This window comes from Facklamia sp. P13055 (assembly GCF_050409445.1).
Lineage (GTDB): Bacteria > Bacillota > Bacilli > Lactobacillales > Aerococcaceae > Facklamia.
In genome coordinates, this window is sequence record NZ_JBNUPL010000001.1 from 1 (window position 1) to 16,080 (window position 16,080).

Annotated in this window: 13 protein-coding genes, 1 tRNA gene and 1 riboswitch; of the genes, 13 read left to right on the forward strand and 1 reads right to left on the reverse strand. The window is 36.9% G+C overall.

The window, feature by feature from the left end:
* Positions 1–269: 269 nt before the first annotated feature.
* From ACQV2O_RS00005 to selA, 12 genes are all read left to right on the forward strand, one after another.
* Positions 270–366: transfer RNA gene (locus ACQV2O_RS00005), tRNA-Sec, on the forward strand.
* Between the two features lie 150 nt (positions 367–516).
* Positions 517–612, forward strand: a riboswitch (adenosylcobalamin-variant (AdoCbl-variant) riboswitch).
* A 148-nt stretch (positions 613–760) separates the two neighbouring features.
* Positions 761–994, forward strand: coding sequence for a glutaredoxin family protein (locus ACQV2O_RS00010; protein WP_428872800.1), 234 nt, complete (start codon positions 761–763; stop codon positions 992–994).
* Positions 988–1,356 (forward strand): class Ib ribonucleoside-diphosphate reductase assembly flavoprotein NrdI, encoded by a 369-nt coding sequence (nrdI, locus tag ACQV2O_RS00015; protein WP_428872801.1) that lies wholly within the window; start codon positions 988–990, stop codon positions 1,354–1,356. The genes ACQV2O_RS00010 and nrdI overlap by 7 nt, the downstream gene beginning before the upstream one ends.
* Entirely contained in the window at positions 1,349–3,544 is a 2,196-nt protein-coding gene (nrdE, locus tag ACQV2O_RS00020) for a class 1b ribonucleoside-diphosphate reductase subunit alpha (RefSeq protein ID WP_428872802.1), read from the forward strand. Before nrdI ends, nrdE begins: the two co-directional genes overlap by 8 nt.
* A gap of 9 nt (positions 3,545–3,553) precedes the next feature.
* A complete protein-coding gene (gene nrdF, locus ACQV2O_RS00025) occupies positions 3,554–4,549 on the forward strand; it encodes a class 1b ribonucleoside-diphosphate reductase subunit beta (RefSeq protein ID WP_428872803.1) in 996 nt (331 codons plus the stop codon).
* An 18-nt stretch (positions 4,550–4,567) separates the two neighbouring features.
* Positions 4,568–6,733 carry an anaerobic ribonucleoside-triphosphate reductase gene (gene nrdD / locus ACQV2O_RS00030; RefSeq protein WP_428874627.1) on the forward strand — a complete coding sequence of 722 codons (2,166 nt, stop codon included), beginning with the start codon at positions 4,568–4,570 and terminating at the stop codon, positions 6,731–6,733.
* Positions 6,733–7,305 carry an anaerobic ribonucleoside-triphosphate reductase activating protein gene (gene nrdG, locus ACQV2O_RS00035; protein WP_428873008.1) on the forward strand — a complete coding sequence of 191 codons (573 nt, stop codon included), beginning with the start codon at positions 6,733–6,735 and terminating at the stop codon, positions 7,303–7,305. Before nrdD ends, nrdG begins: the two co-directional genes overlap by 1 nt.
* A gap of 1,209 nt (positions 7,306–8,514) precedes the next feature.
* The gene (locus ACQV2O_RS00040; RefSeq protein WP_428872807.1) at positions 8,515–9,021 is read left to right on the forward strand and encodes a hypothetical protein; all 507 of its coding nucleotides are present in this window, start codon (positions 8,515–8,517) and stop codon (positions 9,019–9,021) included.
* 198 nt (positions 9,022–9,219) lie between these two features.
* Positions 9,220–10,197: a selenide, water dikinase SelD gene (gene selD / locus ACQV2O_RS00045; RefSeq protein WP_428873009.1), complete on the forward strand. Its 978-nt coding sequence runs from the start codon at positions 9,220–9,222 to the stop codon at positions 10,195–10,197.
* Positions 10,198–10,219: 22 nt separating this feature from the next.
* Entirely contained in the window at positions 10,220–10,558 is a 339-nt protein-coding gene (gene yedF / locus ACQV2O_RS00050) for a sulfurtransferase-like selenium metabolism protein YedF (protein ID WP_428872808.1), read from the forward strand.
* 26 nt (positions 10,559–10,584) lie between these two features.
* On the forward strand, positions 10,585–12,498 hold the full coding sequence (gene selB / locus ACQV2O_RS00055; protein ID WP_428872809.1) for a selenocysteine-specific translation elongation factor: 1,914 nt from the start codon (positions 10,585–10,587) through the stop codon (positions 12,496–12,498).
* Entirely contained in the window at positions 12,498–13,883 is a 1,386-nt protein-coding gene (selA, locus tag ACQV2O_RS00060; RefSeq protein ID WP_428872810.1) for an L-seryl-tRNA(Sec) selenium transferase, read from the forward strand. Before selB ends, selA begins: the two co-directional genes overlap by 1 nt.
* 204 nt (positions 13,884–14,087) lie before the next feature.
* Here the strand turns inward: selA and ACQV2O_RS00065 are convergent, their stop codons facing one another.
* On the reverse strand, positions 14,088–15,332 hold the full coding sequence (locus ACQV2O_RS00065; protein ID WP_428872811.1) for a glycosyltransferase family 4 protein: 1,245 nt from the start codon (positions 15,330–15,332) through the stop codon (positions 14,088–14,090).
* A gap of 263 nt (positions 15,333–15,595) precedes the next feature.
* Here ACQV2O_RS00065 and grdA point away from each other — a divergent pair, with 263 nt between their 5' ends.
* Entirely contained in the window at positions 15,596–16,069 is a 474-nt protein-coding gene (gene grdA, locus ACQV2O_RS00070) for a glycine/sarcosine/betaine reductase complex selenoprotein A (protein ID WP_258435592.1), read from the forward strand.
* Positions 16,070–16,080 lie beyond the last annotated feature (11 nt).

Here is a 16,080-nt window from a genome sequence, read left to right on the forward strand (position 1 = left end):
AAGGTGAAAATTGAATTAGGCATTGCATTACTGGCATACAATATCAATAAACTGGTGTTATATATCCAAGAACAAGAAAAAATAAAGACCCGAGACAAAATGCGTGGACATTTTATCTCGGGTCTTATTTTAAAGGTTATAGCAAAAATGGACTTATGATACAGCCCCCCTTTTGCTTAAAGAATGTTTCTTAATAGACTCATAAAAGCACTTGCGTTTTCCTTTAAATATTGTTAATATTATAAGAGTCTTCTTTAAAGATTTTAATTGGGAGCGGATGGGTTCTGGTGTGCCCTCTGGTCTTCAAAACCAGTATGAGGCGTTAAGAGCGTCTTGGGTGAGTTCGATTCTCACACGTTCCCGCCAGGAAACTAAACTAGCCTAGTTAATCACAGTTTAACTGTGATTAACTAGGCTATTATTTTTGCTTTTAATTGATTTGTATTATTTCGATAATTGCTCTTGTCTAACCCAACATCTTGTGTTAATCTAACTTTAAGACACAATATATAGACAAAATGTAAATAATTCTGGGGAAGCAGGTTAGAATCCTACACAGTCCCTATGCTACTGTATTTGAGCTCGCTCATAAGTCAGATCGCCAGGTTATTTATTACACTTATCACTTCTCAGGGTTTAGTGATCTTTGGAAATATTCTTTAGTAGTGAGTATAGGTACACCTATGCTTTGCTTTCTTTTGATTTTACCATCGGCTTTCCTGGGAAGGGAAAGCCGTTTTTTGTCGAGGAGGAGCATTTTATGGAAAAAATCACATTATATAGTAAAACGGGTTGCGGACAGTGCGTTTTCTTAAAAAGATATTTAGATAGCAAAGGTCTTAACTATTTAGAAAAAAATGTCGAAGACGAAAGTTACTTAGAAGAAGTAAGAGAACTCAATTGTCAGAGTTTGCCAGTTGTTCTCATCGGGCAATCAGCTCCTGTTGTTGGTTTCCAACCGGATGTAATTGAGAGGCTACTCAGTCAATGTTAGCGATTGTCTTTATTAGCTTAACAGGTCAAACCCGTCGTTTTGTTGAAAAACTATCAGCTGATTACCAATTAGAATTGGACGATCTTACATGTGACATGATAGTCAATCAGCCCTATTTATTGATTGTTCCCACTTATCAAGAAGTGGTAAGAGACTTAGTGGATGATTTTTTTGAAAATGAAGTTAATCGACAAAATTGTCGCGGAGTAGTAGGTGGTGGTAATTTGAATTTCGCCCAATTATTTTGTTTTACTGCTAAAGACATTAGTCGTGACTATCAAATTCCTTTAATTCATAAGTTTGAATTCCAAGGAAACGAGTCAGATGTTTCATATATTAAGGAGGTAATGCTGAATGACTGAGAGACAATCATTAAAGAAAAAAAGCTATTTCCAATGGAATAATCAATTGAATATACCGGAAGATGGAGCTATTCCTCTTTATAAAGATCAAAAGGCATTGGAAGCTTATTACCAAGAAGAAATTGAAGCCAATAGTCCAAAGTTTGCGTCTTTAGAGGATCGCTTAAATTATTTATTGGAGAATGATTACTTAGAAGAAGACCTCATCAATAAATATTTAGAAGCTGATGTAAATGATAAAGATCCTTATGCTTTTATCAAGAAACTATATGACTTCTTACAAGCTAAGAATTTTAACTTTAAATCTTTTATGGCTGCTTACAAATTTTTCAATCAATATGCTTTAAAATCAAATGATGGTCGTCAATATCTGGAAGGGTTCATAGATCGAGTGGCTATGAATGCCTTGTATTTAGCAGATGGAGACCGACAATTGGCTATGGCTATTGCTGAAGAATTAATTTCGCAACGCTATCAACCCGCTACACCTACTTTCTTAAATGCAGGTAAAAAGCGTCGAGGTGAAATGGTGTCATGCTTCTTGTTAGATGTTGATGATTCCATGCTGTCGATTGGTCGAGCCATTAACTCAGCTTTGCAACTTTCAAGAAAAGGAGGCGGAGTTGGCGTTAATTTGTCTAATATTCGAGCAGCGGGCGACCCTATTAAAGCGATTGAAAATGCTTCTTCAGGTGTCGTTCCTGTCATGAAATTGTTAGAAGACTCGTTTTCTTATTCCAATCAGTTAGGGCAGAGGAATGGGGCAGGTGTAGTTTACCTAAATGTTTTCCATCCAGATATCTTAGCTTTCTTATCGTGTAAAAAAGAAAATGCCGATGAAAAAATCCGTGTCAAAACTCTCTCTCTAGGAATTGTAGTGCCTGATAAATTTTATGAGTTGGTAAAAAACAATCAACCAATGTATCTTTTTAGCCCTTATGACATCGAAAAAGAGTACGGTCTCCCTTTTTCATACTTTGATATAAGTGAGAATTATCAAGCTTTAGTAGATAATCCAAGAATCCGTAAAAAGAAAATTCAAGCGCGTGAGTTAGAAACAGAAATTTCTAAATTACAGCAAGAATCCGGCTATCCCTACATCATTAATATCGATACAGTTAATCGAGCGAATCCAGTCCATGGAAAAATCATTATGTCCAACCTCTGTTCAGAGATTTTTCAAGTTCAAGAACCTTCACTCTTAAACGATGATTTATCTTATCAAAGATTAGGTAGCGATATTTCCTGTAACTTAGCTTCCACTAACATGGAAAAAATGTTGACCAGTCCTGATTTTGGTAAGTCAGTAGAAGTGGCTGTGCGAGCTTTAACCACCGTTTCTGATAAAACTAAAATTGCCGAAGTGCCAACGGTTCAAAATGGTAATGATCTTTATCATACTATTGGCTTAGGAGCGATGGGCTTTCACACTCTCTTAGCAAAAAATAAAATCACTTATGGGTCTAAAGCATCTATCGAAATTATTGAAGCGTATTTTATGGCTCTCAACTACTATAGCTTGCTTGCATCTAATAAATTAGCAAAAGAAAAAGGGCAGACATTCCACAAGTTTGAGCAATCAAAATATGCAGACGGGTCTTATTTTGCTCCTTATATTGAGGAAGCTTTTAAATTTGAAGAAATGGCAGCGGCTGAACTTTTCAAAGCTGTAAAATTACCCACTCCTAAAGATTGGCAAGATCTAGCAGCTAAGGTTAAAGTAGATGGTCTTTATCATCGTAATCGTTTAGCTGTTGCACCGAATGGGTCAATCTCTTACCTTAATGAAACTTCTGCTTCCTTACACCCGATTACTCATCGAATGGAATTAAGGCAAGAACAGAAAAATGGGGCCATTTATTATCCAGCTCCAGGACTTTCAAATGAAACGCTGCCCTATTATCAAACAGCTTACGAGATGGATCAAAGAAAAATTATAGATGTTTATGCCGCCGCTCAAAAGCATATTGACCAGGGAATGTCTTTGACTTTATTTATGCTATCAGAGATTCCAGCAGGTCTTTATGAGTGGAAAAAAGCAGGGCTTAATCAAATGACTACACGTGATTTGAATATTTTACGTCACTATGCCTTCTCTAAAGGGATTAAGTCACTTTACTATGTCCGAACACATAGTCTGGATGGTGAGATTGTTGGAGCTAATCAATGTGAGTCATGTATGATTTAGGAGGAAATTATGACCAATTATTTACATTATCAAGCTATTGATTGGAATCGTATTGAAGACATAGTAGATAAAATGACTTGGGAAAAATTAACTTCTCAGTTCTGGCTAGATACGCGTATTCCAGTTTCAAACGATTTGAAAGATTGGCGTTCACTGACTGAGGTTGAAAAAGATGTGGTCAATAAAGCTTTTGTGGGATTGACTCTTTTAGATACTTTGCAATCAGAAGAAGGCGCAAATGTCATGCGAAATGATATTCGCTCCCCTCACGAAGAGGCAGTGCTGAATAATATTTTATTTATGGAATCAGTCCATGCCAAATCTTATTCGACTATTTTTATTTCTTTAAACGATTCAGCTACCATTGATGAAATCTTCGAGTGGGGGAATAATCATCCCTCCTTGCAGTACAAGGCTAAAGTAATTGAAGATGTTTATCTTTTACCTTCTGGAAAAGAGAGTAAAGAACAAATAATTAACGGCCTCAAGAAAAAAATAGCCAGTGTTTTTCTAGAATCCTTTCTCTTTTATAGTGGTTTTTATACCCCTTTGTACTATTTAGGAAATAATAAACTAGCCAATGTGGCTGAAATTATCAAGCTAATTATTCGTGATGAGTCGGTTCATGGAACCTATCTAGGCTACAAATTTCAATTAGGTTATCAAGAATTAAGTGATCAAGAACAAGCTCAACTTAAAGAATGGGCCTATAATTTAGTGTTTGATCTCTATATGAATGAAACCCAATATACTCAGGAGGTATATACAGAGATTGGTTGGGTAGAAGAAGTAGATTGCTTTGTTAAATATAATGCCAATAAGGCATTACAAAATCTAGGCTTTGAAGCAGTATTTGATGGAGCGAGTGCGCAAGATATTAATCCAATAGTCTATAACGGTCTGTCGACAGAAACAACTAATCATGATTTTTTCTCTCAAGTAGGTTCCGGTTATTTAATGGGCCGAGTAGAAGCAATGGAGGACGAAGATTACCAGTATTTATAAAGGAGTGACGATAAGACAATGGTTCAAACTGCAACATTAAAACAAGAACAATCGAGTAAAGTTAGAATTAAAATAAATAAAAGAGACGGCAGTATTGAAAAGTTTATTAGGGGGAAACTAAAAGCCTCACTAAAAAAAGCGTTAGATACCAAAGACCATGTTTTAATTGAAGGTATATGTAATGAAATAGAAAGACAAGTTGTTCACTTGATGAACAGTTCTGACATCAAGCAATCGGTTATTGAGCAATTAAACAAGCGAGGATTGGAAACAGCCGCAAATAAATATGTCGCTTTTGCTGAAACTAAATTAGCAGACTATCAATCGCAGATGCGGTTACAGGACCGTATGGATCAACTGATTAAACGCGATCCGACTTTAGTCAATGAAAATGCCAATAAGGATAGTCGTGTTTTTAACACCTTGAGAGACCTTACCTGTGGGGTTACGGCCAAAGCCATTGGCTTGAATATGCTGCCCGAGCAAGTAGCTAATGGACATTTGAAGGGGAACATACATTTTCATGATCTAGATTATTCGCCCTATAGTCCAATGACTAATTGCTGCTTGATTGATATTGAGACTATGCTGAAGCACGGTTTTCATATAGGGAATGCAGAAGTGGAAAGTCCGCGATCTATCAATACAGCTACAGCACAAATTGCTCAAATTATTGCCAATGTTTCTTCTTGTCAATACGGGGGATGCTCGATTGATCGAATTGATGAGGTGCTGGCTCCTTATGCGGATTTAAATTTTAAGAAGAATCTTAGCTTAGCTAAAGAATTGACGGATGATCCTCAACAGGCTGAGAATTTTGCTAAGAATAAAACGCAAAAAGATATATATGATGCCATGCAGAGTTTGGAGTATGAAATCAATACACTTTATTCATCAAATGGTCAAACACCATTTACTACACTTGGATTTGGTTTAGGAACATCTTGGTATGCACGCGAAATTCAAAAAGCTATATTGAAAATTCGTTTGAATGGTTTAGGTAAAGAACACCGTACAGCTATTTTTCCTAAATTAGTTTTCAGCTTACGCAAGGGAACTAATCTTTTAATGAAAGATCCCAATTATGACATTAAACAATTAGCCCTCAAGTGCGCTTGTAATCGGATGTATCCAGATGTTCTAATGTATGATAAGATCAAGGAACTAACTGGAAGCTTTAAAGTGCCAATGGGATGCCGATCATTTCTTCAAGGTTGGCAAGATGAAAAAGGAAAAGAAGTAAATAGTGGACGAATGAATTTAGGGGTAGTCACCTTAAATCTTCCCCGTATCGCTATGGAGTCGGATCATTCCTTCGATAATTTTTGGGAATTGTTGCATGATCGCCTGGAAGTTGTCGGTCGAGCTCTTGTGTATCGAGCAGAGCGAGTCAAACAAGCTAAGACGGAGAATGCTCCAATTCTATACCGTGAAGGAGCTTTTGGTCATTATCTGAAAGCTGATGAGAATGTTGACCAATTATTTAAAAATAAGCGCGCCACCATATCTTTAGGTTATATTGGTCTGTATGAGATTACGGCTTATTTCTTTGGTTCTAATTGGGAGCAGAATGACGCGGCTAAAACTTTTTCATTGAAAGTAATCCAAGAACTTAAAAAGAAGGCCGATCAATTAGCTCAGCAATACGATTATCATTTCTCTGTTTATTCGACTCCGAGTGAGTCCTTGACGGATCGCTTCTGCCGTTTAGATCGAGCTAAATTTGGTGCTATTAAGGATTTGACAGACAAGGATTATTACACTAATTCTTTTCATTATGATGTGCGTAAAAGTCCAAATCCTTTTGAAAAAATTGATTTCGAAAAGGACTATGCTCCATATACTTCAGGAGGTTTTATTCATTATTGTGAATATCCCAATTTACGTCAAAATCCTAAGGCCTTAGAAGCAGTTTGGGATTATGCCTATGACAAAATTGGGTATTTAGGGACCAACACCCCTATCGATCATTGCTATGAATGTGGCTTCCAAGGAGAATTTAATCCTACAGAAAAAGGTTTTGCTTGTCCGCAATGTGACAATCGTAATCCTGAAACTTGTGATGTAGTGAAGAGAACCTGTGGTTACCTCGGTAATCCGAATATAAGACCGATGGTCAAAGGACGTCATAAGGAGATTCAATCCCGTCAAAAACATTTAACCGAAAGAATGTGTGACCAGTGATTGAAAATTTCAAAAATCCTAAACCAAAAGAATGGCTAGCCCAAGATTATTGTTTAGGAAAGATAGCAGACTATAAACCTTTTAATTTTGTGGATGGGGAAGGAGTACGTAATAGTCTTTATGTCAGCGGCTGCCTCTTTAATTGTAAGGGTTGTTTTAATCGTCGGGTCCAAAACTTCAATTATGGTGTGCCTTATACTAAAGAACTTGAAAATCAGATTATTGAAGATTTAGCCCATGATTATGTTCAAGGTTTAACCTTATTGGGTGGCGAACCCTTTCTTTCTACACCAATTCTAATTCCCTTAGTCAAAAAAGTGCGATCTATTTATGGAGACCGTAAAGACATTTGGTCTTGGTCGGGTTATTATTGGGAAGAGCTATTAAAAGATTCCTCTGATAAACTAGAACTCTTGTCATTAGTGGATGTGCTTGTCGACGGTCGCTTTGATAATGACAAAAAAGACCTCAGTTTGCAATTTAGAGGAAGTAGTAATCAAAGGATTATTGATGTTCAACAATCTTTACGGCAAGGGCAAGTGTCCTTATGGCACCAAGGTTCTTATCATTAAAAATTGTTATTATAATTTATTAAACAATTAAGAGGCTGGACCAAAAGCCTTAAAAACAGTGGCGAATCATCAAATATGAGATTCGCCACTGTTTTTGTGGTTTAAAGAATAAAAATAGTGACCAGCAAGCATTAAAGGGGTGGGAAGTTCGTAAATAATGAACTGATTGGGTGAGTTTTATAGCCATTAAGAAGAGACCCAGGTTATTTATTGTCTTTTTTCTCCTCCAAGCTGTTCGCATACTAGAATTACACCCTTCTTGCGATCGAATACTCTCTCAACAACAATCTTAGGTTGAGCATAAGCGCAAGGAATACTTATCAGCACCGGCGCATACAGCTTTGTGCCGTCAAGAAATAAAACTTTAACTTGGAAGAGATGATTGTCTTTTAAAGCGAAAGAACAAACTGATTAAAGACGCTTCACGATCCTTAGGAAGACCAAAGTCTAAATTAAGTAGAAGATTGTACTCAGTCAGCTTCTCATTTTCATACATAACAGAAGCTTTTTAAGAGTTAAAGATCGTCAGAACAAGTAATTGATCTCAATGATAAAGGGTGGCTTACCAGTAGGTATTTTTGGAATGGGTGAACCATTAATTTATGCAATAAGATGACCTTTAGGATGACCATTTATTCTAACGTGTATCGGTGGTGAAGGTGCAGTAATTGGCGCACTGGCTAATACTGGTGAGACAGCCATCGGGTCAAGTAGTGGGACTTTAATACCATTAAGTGCAGATGTTCATTCTTTACCAGCCGTTTTAGCCGCAATAAAAAGCATCAAAAACTTTACTACAAGCTAAATCGACGACTGTTTCACCTAATTGAGGTTTAGCTTTCTCATGAGGATTGGCGAAACCTAACCTTATATTTGATTCCTCCGGTGCAAAAGCTATATTTTCAACAGATTATCCAATAGTCCGTCTTAATTTATTATTATCTAGCTGTGTTTTTATTTTTCTATAACAATCTCATGATAAAAGTCAGCGGCTGACTTTTTGATACGATTAGCAAGCATTTTTAGTAGGTGCTTATTTGATATCGGACTAGCTCCTTTTAAATAAAGTCTTTTTTATTATAAATCTAAATAAATAAAAATTCACATCTTTTGTTTATAAGTGAAAAGATGAGGCCAACCCCTTTGCAAAATGTAAAATTTGTGATATTGTGAACCTATACACATAACTAACTATATGGAGGTTTAATTATGAACGCAATTTTAGGTAAATTTGTTGAAGATGGATTATTTAACGAGAAAGTAGCAAACGCAATTGAAGAGGCTTTTGCAGAAAAATCTTCAGTAATTATTGCTGGACACCGCTCAACTGGATCTCGCCCTTTGATGGCTAACATCATGCAATTAGCTAAGAAAACGCATGATTCTGTTCAAGTTCGTAAAGCTGAAGACTTAGAAAAAGAAGGCGACTACTATTTAATCTTTGGAGCGCCAGCTGATCAAGTTGAAGATTTAGTTGCAGCAGCATTGAAAAAAGGTAAAGCAATCGTTACATTAAAAGAACCTGAAACACCAATCTCTATCATGAAGGTTATGAAATCAGTTCTCAAAGAAACTGAAGGCTTTGATCATAAAGCTTTACAAGTTTCACTTCGTAAAGATGGTGTAGGAGCAGACGCAACACCTTTCACTGACCGTGTAGACTTATACTATGTTAATGAAAAAGGTCGTGTTAAATCTGAAAAAGTTGAGTTCTAATCAAAATTTTAACTTAGCAGCACAAGTCAGACTTGTGCTGCTTTTATTATGAAAACTAATAAATCCAAGTTTTTGATTACTGAAAACAATAATTAAAAAGGCTATAATAGGACTATCATAAAAGGAAGTGGGGAGATATAAATGATAGATAAAGAAAAAATGAATGAATTAGAAATATGTGGTGGATGAAACGCTAAAATTGGACCAGGCAGTTTGTCTGAAATTTTAGAAGGATTACCCAAGCAATTTGATGGTAATTTACTAGTAGGTTATGATTCTAGTGATGATGCAGCAGTTTACCAAGTTTCACCGGATGTTGCAGTTATTCAAACAACTGATTTCTTCCCTTCAATGGTCAAAGATCCATATGTTTTTGGTCAAATATCAGCAACCAATGCTTTATCGGATGTTTATTCAATGGGAGGAAAAGTGATTACGGCACTCAACATAGTAGCTTATCCTGATGACAGTCAACCGCTCGAAAATTTAGCTGAAATTCTACGTGGGGGAGCTGAAAAAGTCTTAGAAGCTGGAGGAGTTCTAGCGGGAGGACATACGATTCGTCAATCCACACCGCTATATGGTTTAGCAGTAGCAGGAGTTGTGCATCCTGATAAAATAATTACCAACAATGGTGCAAAAGCTGGCGATGCTATCATTGCGACTAAAAAATTGGGAGTAGGCATTGTAACCACTGCACATAACAAAGGATTAATTGATGAAAAGGCTTTTGATGAAGCAATTGAATTAATGACAACTTTGAATAAGTATGCAGCTGAAGTCATGTTGGATTATCAAGCTACCGCATGTACAGATATAACTGGCTTTGGCATTTTAGGTCATTTGATGGAGATGTGTGATGAGCAGTTGACGGCAGAAATATTTGCCGATAAAATACCAATTATTGAAGGTGCCTACCAAGCAGCTAAAGAACATTTAACCACTGGTGGTGCCAAACGTAACCGCGCTCATTATGCTAAGAATATTGATTTTCAAATTGAGGATTCAACCATGGAGGAAGTGCTATTTGATCCACAGACCTCAGGAGGCTTATTAATAACAGTTCCTGAAGATCAGCTAGAAGCAATTTTAGTGGCTTATAAAGAAAAATCCATTCAAGCCGCTCATATTGGTTATATGGTTGAAAAAAAAGACAAGGCAATTGTGGTAAAATAAGTGAAGTTTAGGAGGAAATAATTTGACTGATTACATTGTAGTTATTGCAAGTGACAAACTAGGAGAAGGTAATAATGATCTAGGTCGTACACTAATTAAATCGTTTATTAGTGTATTAGCTCAAGAAGAAGAACTACCAAAAGAAATTTTATTATACAATGGTGGAGTAACCTTAGCAGCAGAAGGTGCTGACACCGTCGAAGATTTACAAACGCTCCTTGACAAAGGGGTTGCAGTTAAAGCTTGTGGGACTTGTGTTTCGTTCTACGAATTAAAAGACAAGCTTGCGGTCGGTGAAGAAACCAATATGCGCTATATTCTTGAACAATTAAGATCTTATGACCGAGTTGTAAGACCCTAGTTAGTTGATAAGAAAGGAATTACTTAATGAAAAATGTCGTTTTAGGAACGGCAGGCCATATTGATCATGGAAAGACCACGCTCATCAAAGCCTTAACAGGTATCGAAACAGATACTTCTAAGGAAGAGAAGCAGCGTGGCCTTTCTATCAATTTAGGCTTTGCTTATATTGATTTAAATAATGGGGAACGAGTTGGTATAGTAGATGTTCCCGGACACGAAAAGTTCATCAAAAACATGTTAGCAGGTGCGGCCGGTATTGATCTAGTAATGCTAGTGATTGATGTGAACGAAGGCATAATGCCGCAAACTAAAGAACATGTTTCTGTCCTTAACTTGTTAGGTATTAAAGATTTCATCATTGTCTTAACAAAGGTAGCGGATGCAGATGAAGAGCTTAAACTACTAGTTTACGAAGATATTCGTGAACAATTTGAAGGAACGCCATTGGAAGACGCACCTATCGTTGAAACGGACGCTATTTCAGGCATTGGTATTGAAAAAGTAAAGGCCTTACTGGCTGAAAAGGTTGAGAAGATTCAACGGGATAATGAATCCTTACCGGCACGCTTAAATGTTGATCGCGCTTTTTCTGTTAAAGGATTTGGGACTGTCGTAACAGGCACTCTAATTGATGGTTCTATTCGAGTAGGTGACGATTTAACGATTTATCCATCTGGCATACCAACTCGGATCCGTACAATTCAAATTCACGAACAAGATCAAGAAGAGGCGCATGCTGGCAATCGGACCGCTATCAACTTAACCAAGGTCGACCTTGATCAAATTGGTCGTGGCGATGTCCTAAGTGCAGCGCCTTTAGAGTCTTCATATATGTTGGACACCAAGGTGCAATGTCTTAAAGATGCCAGCCAACCGATGGAACTTTGGGATAGAGTACATGTGCATATTGGAACGCGTGAAGTTATTGGTAGACTTGTACCCTTAGGCGTTGAAAAAGTTCAACCGGGACAGACAGCTTTTATGCAAATACGTTTAGAAGAACAAATTGCTGTAAAGAAAGGCGATCGTTTTATTTTAAGAAATTATTCACCTGTAATTACAATCGGAGGGGGCGAGGTTCTCGATCCTACCCCTAAGAAACATAAACGTTACAATCAAGATGTCATTGAGTCATTAGAAGTGCTAGAATCAGGCACTATGTCAGATGTGTTATTGGATTTCTTATCCCATCGTTCTGCCGGCTTTACATCCATTAAAGAAATGGCTGACTATCTGAATGAAGAAATGCGTACGATTGAAGGATATGTGAAAGAGATGGTCGAAGCCGGCGACTTAATGAAATTTGGACAGTTCTATATGGCCCGAGTTTCATTTGATGCCATTCAAAAAGAAATGGAAGAAACATTATCAGAATTTCACCAGGTGAATAATATGATTGCTGGTATGTCCTTAGAAGAATTCCGTTCACGCTTTAATAAAATTGCACCTAAGGAGCTGAATGCAATCATTCAAACCATAGTTGGTCAGGGCCACTTTGTAATTGAGGGCGATTTAATTCGCTTAGTTGACCACTCGATTGCTATTACGCCAGCTCAAGCGAAAGCAAGAAAAGCTATTGAAGCAAAATTAGCTGAAACCCCTTTCGCACCGCCACTTTTTGAAGAAGTGGTTGGTAAAGATAAAAACATGCGAGAAGTTTATAGGTTGATGCGTAAACAAAATGAATTTTACCGTTTGGATAAGCAAACTGAGATTCACGTTTCTTACTATAATGAGGCGCTCAAAAGGTTGAGAGATTTCCTTAAAGAACATGATACAATTGCCTTGGCAGATTTTAGAAACCTTTTAGGAACCAGTCGTAAATACACTCTCTTACTGTTAGAGGATTTCGATAAGCGTGGGATAACCATAAGAAATGAGGATGTACGTGTAATGAACCCTAAATATCTGCAAAAGATTGAGGAGGCTTTCATTTGATGAAACATTTATTATCATCACTACCAAAAGTTGATAGAGTTCTACAAGATGAACGTATTAGAAAATGGACCGAAAAATTAGATCCAGCTTATGTTAAAGAAAGTATTCAAAAACAAATTGACTTTATCAGGCAAGGTGTCTTAAGTGGGGAGATTACTGAGGCTAGTTCATTAGAGTTTGAAAGTGTGATAAAACACATTGAAGAAGCTTTAGCTAAAAGACTGAATCCCTCTCTTAAACCAGTAATTAATGCCACCGGAACAGTTTTACATACCAATTTAGGACGGGCGCCTTTATCTCAAACAGTTATTGATGCTCTTGTTGATTTAGGGCCCAATTACTCTAACTTAGAGTATGATTTAGAAGAGGGCAGACGTGGCTCTAGATACACTCACTTAAAAGATGTATTGAAACAAATAACAGGTGCAGAGGATGCGTTAGTAGTTAATAATAATGCTGCAGCAGTACTTTTAATGCTTTCAGCCCTAACAGAAGCTAAAGAAGTGGTTATATCTCGTGGTGAGTTGGTTGAAATTGGCGGCTCATTTAGGATACCTGATGTGATAACCCGTGGAGGAGCCCTGCTCCATGAAGTAGGATCTACTAACAAAACACACCTTAGTGATTATAAAGCTGCTATCAATGAAGAGACCGGAGCTTTATTAAGAGTCCATACATCCAATTATCATTTAGTTGGCTTTACTGAAAAAGTGGATGATCAAGAACTAGTAGACTTGGCTCATGAACACAGTCTTCTTGCATTAAACGATTTAGGTTCAGGCCTATTTATGGATATGCAAACATTTGGTCTGCCTTATGAACCAACGGTTCAAGAAGCCATTCAAGCGGGATACGATGTAGTAACTTTCTCTGGCGATAAGTTACTAGGTGGGCCGCAAGCAGGGGTTATAGTTGGTAAAAAAGAATTGTTAGATAAGATGCGTGCCCACCCATTAACTCGTGCCTTACGAACTGACAAGCTAACGCTTGCAGCCTTGGAAGTGACCATGCGACAATATTTAAATCCAGAACTGGCCTTTAGCAAAATACCAGTCTTACAAATGATTAGCCAAGATCGTGAACAATTACTTAAAAAGGCTCAAAAATTCCAACAAGCCATTGGGGAATTAGCCGGTTCTTGGCAAGTAGATTTGATAGAAGGACAATCGCAAGTAGGGGGAGGATCATACCCTGGATCAACACTATCAACCATCTTGGTTCAAGTCGACCACCGAAAGTTGTCGGCAAGTCAAATTGAATCTTACCTAAGGAGTCAAGATAAGCCAGTTATAGCACGTGTTCAGCAAAATCATGTACAATTTGATGTTCGCACACTTTCTTTAGCAGACATGGAGCAAATCATTAGTTATTTAAAACAATTGTAAATAAAAGAATAAGGTTTAAGATTGAAGACCAAGAGGCGACAACATAAATTACGCCAACACCCAGTAAAAATCCGTCCCCGCTGTGGTAACAGTGTTAGGGACGGATTTTTGTCATGTATAATAAAAAGAAAACGGGTGATTTCCATGACGTCAGCCAATGCAGACAGTAAACATTTGAAGGGTTTTTGCCTGCAGTCTTAAAGTTTATGCTTTATCTTTTTCTTTAAATAAGAAGTTTATGCAATGATATTGTTTATCTATTAAACGTTCCCATGAGTATTGCATTATTAAATCATATATATGAGGATCGATGGCTTGTTGCGACTGTAATCGATTTATTTGTAAAATAATAGATTGACTTAAGTTTGCAATAAATTCTGGGATATCTTCTTGATGTGCTTTATCTTGGTCAACAATGCGTGGAAGCGGAACATATTCAATCCATTGAGATTGGTTAATCTCATCAGCTAAGAAATTCTTTAAAGGGGCTAATTCAGAAACTACTGTACGCAAACCACAAGCCATGGCTTCTAAACAAATAGTTGCTAAACCTTCATAATATGATGGCAGAATAAAAATATCAGATTTTTTCATCCAACTGGCTAATTCTAATTGAGGAAGTGCTGAAAGAAAGTGAATATCTTCTATTCCATAAGAAGAGACAATTGTTTTTAATTCTTTAATTTCACTAGGATCGCCGTTACCAATTAGTAACAGTTGGCTTTGAGGAAAAGATTTTTTGACTTTTTCAAAAGCTAGAACTAATTCAAAGACACCCTTAGAACGAGTGATTTTACCAGCATAGATTAAATTTATTGAAGACTGCTTAGACTTTCGTGAACCTTCTAGATTAAAAATGGCAGAATTAAAACCATTGCCGGTAACTATAATTTTTTCAGCATCAATTTGAAACTCCTCGATTAAATTGTCACGATCATCTTGAGTTAAAGAAAAAATCAAAGCCAGCCGGTTCATATTACCCAAATAGCGTGTTTTTAAATGAGGGTGGCGTCTAGCTTGCCGAATATCCGTTCCATGACTGATACCAATCACCGGAATTTCAGGAAAAGTATCTAGCACCAAAGAAGTTAAGTACCAAAGATGATGGGTTAAGATAATATCCGGTTGAAATTCTTCTTTTGCTTGCATTAATCTTTTAATAAAAGCTTGTTGCCATTGTTCAGTCTGCTGATCTGTTAATTGAGAATAAATAGAATTTTGATAAGGCATCACATCTGACATACCGACAATTGAGAAGGGGAGTTCATTGGATTGGAAATGAACAGGGTAACAATTATCTGTTTGCAATAATTCTTTAAAAGGGGGTTGAGTGGCGTAGATAATGCCATTATCTATGCCTTTATCTTTTAAGCCCGTGATTAAATTTTGAAAATAAATGCCAGAACCTGTTTGAGCAGGTAGCTGGGCTAAAACATGTAAGACCTTCATGGAAAAACCTCCTAAATCTGTCATTATTATAGCTTAAAATTGATACACATGCTTATTAAAAAATTATTTATTATAAATTTAAATAAATGCTTAAAGCTTGCTGTTAAAGTGTTTTTGGAGGGTGGATTTAGTGAATAATGAATAAAACGTAATCGTTTATAAATTGGTTTGACAAATATGAAAGCTAGGGTTATACTACAGTCATAGTAGTGATATATTGTTGTTGCGAACATTTTATTTCGAATATCTTAGGAGGTAACATTATGTCAATGGATAATAAAAAATTATTGATCATTGGAGACCGTGACGGTATTCCAGGACAAGCAATCGAAGCTAGTTTAGAAGGTAAACCAGTTGAGATTTTAATGTCATCAACAGAGTGCTTCGTTTGAACGGCTGCAGGAGCCATGGATTTGGAAAACCAACGTCGTATTAAAGAAGCTGCTGAAAAACACGGTGCAGAAAATCTTGTTGTAATCTTAGGTGGGGCTGAAGCAGAATCTGCTGGTCTAGCAGCTGAAACAGTTACCAACGGAGACCCAACTTATGCGGGTGCTTTAACAAACACACCTCTAGGTTTAGCTGTATACCATGCAACTGAACCAGAGTTCAAAGAATACGCTGATCCAGACATTTACGATGAACAAATCGGTATGATGGAAATGGTATTAGATGTTGATTCAATCGCTGAAGAAATGAAATCAATTCGCGATCAATTTTCTAAATATTCAGTATAATTTTTAAAAAT